Genomic DNA, 3,714 nt, shown 5'->3' with positions numbered 1-3,714 from the left:
GTAGCAGTCGATGTGCTGGATGCCGTAGACCTCGGGGTTCGGCAGGACCTGATAGTCCGTGATGCCGAGGTAGTTCTCGGCCCTCGTGAAGAACGTCGCGCCGGACATCCAGGGCGCGTTCTCGTCGAGCATCTGCTCGGTTGAGAAGGCGCGGCCGTGCCCGTCGGTCATGATGTTGCCGCCCGTGCAGTAGGCCGGAAGCTGATGGAGCGGCAGGTTCAGCTCGGCGGCGACGTCCGCGTTGATGACGTCGTCGTCCTCGTAGCCGCGTGCTGCAGGCCTGCGGGCCGCGTCGTCGGGTTCAGCGCCCACGCCGCGGCTCGAACACCCGGGGACCCACGGGTACCCGTCGAACCACGGGTCGACGATGCCCATCGCACCGTCCGAGCCGAAGACGCACTGGGGACCCCAGTCCCGGGTCCACATGGAGTACGTGTTCGTGCGGATGAACCGCACCATGCCCATGTCGATGCCGGCGGACTGGAAGGCGCTCTTCGCCTGGTTCTCACCCGACTGCCCCTCGACGAGCGTGTAGAGCGTGTCGTCCTCGGCGAGCTCGACGGCGAGCTCCATGGGAAAGCCGAGGGGCCAGCGGATGAGCGTGCCGTTCGCGGGCTCCCATTCGGCGATCATGCGTGCAGGCGAGGCCGGCGTCGTGCGGTGCCCCGCCGCGCAGTAACCCGCGGCGAGAATCAGGGCGAGTCCCGCAAGGAGGATGGCTCGACGCGTCGACCGCATGGCGACTCCGGGAGAGTGCCTGGAAAACGACAGAGTGGGGTCCACATGCGACCCCACTCTTCATGATACCACAGATGTGTTCATAGAGGAAGAACGCCGCATCTACCTGAAGAGCGACTTGATCCACCCCCAGCTCGACGCGTCGACCGGCGTCAGGTAGACGTCCTCGATCTCCTCGATGGTGACCGTCGTGTTGTCGACGACCCAGAGGGAGCGGGTGTCCCGGGTCGTGACCTCACCCACCGCGATTCCGACACGGTAGGTGCTGCTCAGATACCACTGGTGAACGACGCTGCACTCCAGGTCCATGACGGTGATGTACCAGTCGCCCAGTCCTGCGCTGTAGAGGAAGCCCGTCACGGGATCGTAGTCCAGCGCGCCGCTACCTGTGCCCCACGGAGCGACGTACGTGTCGATCTCGTTGAAGCTCATGTCGCACTTCACGAACGCCGCGTCGCCGGAGAGCCAGAGATGCGTGCCGTCGAAGGCGATGCCGTGCGGCCGGTCCACGATGTCGCTCACGTCGTAGGTTCCGAGGTGCGTTCCGTCCGTCGTGAAGACGCGGACGTAGTCGGTGTAGGGAGGCGCGCCCCGGTCCGGACGTGTGACGTAGAGCGTGCCGGAGCGCTCGTCACCCCTCGAGGGCACGAAGCAGAGCCCCATCCCGTGGTAGTTCGTGTACTGCTCGCCCGTGGCCTCGGCGATACTGAAGAGCCACGTCGCCTCGCCGTCGGGCGCGACGCTGTAGACGTCGCCGTCCCAGTTGTCGACGTGATAGAAGCCTCCCGACTCTGAGCCGTCGATGCCTCCCGGGTACTCGCAGGGACCTACGAATCCCATCCGTCCGCCGGCACAGGCGGGGGGCGTCAGCATGACCAACATCAACACGATGCCGGCACAACAAACGGCACGCATTCGTGACATGGCAATCCTCCTGTCCATGGACCAGCTAGCCTGCAATCACGGTCTCTCTATTATCCCACAGGACTCCCAGGTCAGCAATTACTGCGAGAGACCGGTCAACACCGCGCTTGAGGTCCGGCCGCGCGCTTGCTATGGTGAGCGACGCTCTGGAACAGTCAACCGAAGAGGAGGAGAGAGCATGGCGACGAAGGACAACCTGGCGGCGGCGTTCGCGGGCGAGAGTCAGGCGAACCGGAAGTACCTGGCCTACGCGAAGAAGGCCGAGGACGACGGCTACCCGCAGGTGGCGAAGCTCTTCCGCGCGGCGGCGGCGGCCGAGACGGTCCACGCGCACGCGCACTTCGACGTGATGGGCGGCGTCCAGGACACGGCTGCGAACCTCCAGGACGCCATCGAGGGCGAGGGACACGAGTTCACAGAGATGTACCCGGACTTCCTGCACGAGGCGGAGGAGGAGGGGAACGACCCGGCGGTGCTCTCCTTCGGCAGGGCGATGGCCGTCGAGAAGATCCACCACAACCTCTACCAGGACGCGCTCAAGGCCGTCGAGTCGGGGAACGACATCAAGAGCGAGAAGGTCTACGTCTGTTCCGTGTGTGGTAACACCGTGTACGGCGACCCGCCGGACGTCTGCCCGGTCTGCGGCGCCAAGAAGGAAGCCTTCTTCGAGGTTGAATAATGAAGACGAAGACTGCTGTGATGAACGGTGTTGCAGCTCTGCTCCTCATCTCCCTGCTCGCGGTCCCGGCAGCGGGCGCAGCGGGGAGCGGGCACGAGCGCACGGTCGTCGATTCGTTCTATGCGCCGGGCGGCTGGCCGAAGGGCATCGAGTGGGTGGACGACGGGGGAGACGGCTTCCTCTATCACGCCGATGATTACTCGAGCATCGTCTTCACCGTGACGACGGAGGGCGACTGGGCCGTTCTGTGTGACGTGGGGGACGTTCAGGGGGACGACGACGTGCTGATGTGCGCCGGACTCTGTCGCGTCCCCGATGAGCCGTACGATCAGCTGTACGTTACGGACAGCCAGGGGCACCAGACCCGCCCGATGTTCGATGTCATCTACCAGCTGACCACCAACGGGGCGCTCGTCGACACGTTCGGCGTAGAGTGGTTCTGCGACTACGTTACCGGCATTTGCCACGACGGGACCGACTTCTGGCTCTGCAGCGACTGGGGTACCGTGTACCGTTGCGATGCCGCGTTCGATCCGCTCGAGTCGTTCCCTCTCTCGGAGTGCCAGCCGCAGGGCATTGACTACGACCCGGCGACCGGACTCTTCTACCTGGTCAACAACCAACTGAACAGGATCGAGGTCCGCGACAGCGACATGAACCTCGTGGGTTCGTTTCCAGCGCCCAGCTACGAGCCGTTCGGCATCAGCATCGGGCGTGTCGTAGGAGAGTCCCGCACCCTCTGGCTGACCGATACGTCGACCGATCTCTTCTACAAGGTCACCGATGAGCACTACACGCCCGTCGAACAGGGGAGCTGGGGGGCGCTCAAGACGCGTTTCCGGTAGTCCCTCTACCGGACGACGCTCACACGACGCGTGCGCGTCTCACCGAGCGCTTGAGCCATGATGAAGTAGGTGCCGGAGGAAACGGCGTTGCCTCCGGCGTCGGTCCCGTCCCAGCGGACGGTCCTGGCGCCGGGGGAGCCGGCTCTCGAGACGAGCTCCTTCACGACCGCTCCCGCCGCGTTCAAGACGGTGACGTCCAGCACCCCGCCCTCGGTCATGGAGATGCCGAACTCCGTACTCGTGTCGAACGGGTTCGGGAACGGGCGTCCCATCCCCATCCTTGGTTCCGTGTCTCCCGGCTCGATGTCGCTCGAGTCGAGGGTCACTCTGTAGACCTCGCCGTCGGTCGTCCCGGCCCGGTCGACGAGATAGAGCTCCCCGTCGCCGCCCGCGGCGATGGAGGCAAGCGCGTCGATCCTGCCGTCCGGGTTGAGTTCATCGGTGAGGTCGAGCGTGTCGGTGACAGATGATCCGTCGAACAGGATCGCCCAGATCTCGTTCGAGCAGAAGTCGCCAAAGATGTAGTAC

Annotated in this window: 5 protein-coding genes; 2 read left to right on the top strand and 3 right to left on the bottom strand. The window is 64.9% G+C overall.

Annotation, left to right across the window (positions count from 1 at the left end):
- The coding region (locus tag GF405_07440; protein ID MBD3367989.1) for a hypothetical protein at positions 1 to 738 on the bottom strand (738 nt) is incomplete at its 3' end.
- Between the two features lie 102 nt (positions 739 to 840).
- Positions 841 to 1,662 (bottom strand): hypothetical protein, encoded by an 822-nt coding sequence (locus tag GF405_07435; protein MBD3367988.1) that lies wholly within the window; start codon positions 1,660 to 1,662, stop codon positions 841 to 843.
- Positions 1,663 to 1,840: 178 nt separating this feature from the next.
- Between GF405_07435 and GF405_07430 the strand changes: the two genes are divergently transcribed.
- The gene (locus GF405_07430; protein ID MBD3367987.1) at positions 1,841 to 2,341 is read left to right on the top strand and encodes a rubrerythrin family protein; all 501 of its coding nucleotides are present in this window, start codon (positions 1,841 to 1,843) and stop codon (positions 2,339 to 2,341) included.
- Positions 2,341 to 3,186 carry a hypothetical protein gene (locus GF405_07425; GenBank protein ID MBD3367986.1) on the top strand — a complete coding sequence of 282 codons (846 nt, stop codon included), beginning with the start codon at positions 2,341 to 2,343 and terminating at the stop codon, positions 3,184 to 3,186. The genes GF405_07430 and GF405_07425 overlap by 1 nt, the downstream gene beginning before the upstream one ends.
- Positions 3,187 to 3,191: 5 nt before the next feature.
- On the opposite strand, the gene GF405_07420 is transcribed toward GF405_07425, so the two are convergent.
- Positions 3,192 to 3,714, bottom strand: a 523-nt coding sequence (locus tag GF405_07420) for a hypothetical protein (protein ID MBD3367985.1), incomplete at its 5' end; no start/stop codon positions are given.

Origin of the sequence: Candidatus Effluviviaceae Genus V sp. (assembly GCA_014728125.1) — a bacterium.
Taxonomy (GTDB): Bacteria; Joyebacterota; Joyebacteria; order Joyebacterales; family Joyebacteraceae; genus WJMD01.
The sequence above is the reverse complement of the archived record's forward strand: the minus strand, read 5'-3'. Positions and strand labels throughout refer to the sequence as shown.

Bases quoted from the DNA above. Each gene is read 5' to 3' on its own strand.
- GF405_07425 (MBD3367986.1), top strand. From the start codon at position 2,341: ATGAAGACGAAGACTGCTGTGATGAACGGTGTTGCAGCTCTGCTCCTC.
- GF405_07435 (MBD3367988.1), bottom strand. From the start codon at position 1,662: ATGTCACGAATGCGTGCCGTTTGTTGTGCCGGCATCGTGTTGATGTTG.
- GF405_07430 (MBD3367987.1), top strand. From the start codon at position 1,841: ATGGCGACGAAGGACAACCTGGCGGCGGCGTTCGCGGGCGAGAGTCAG.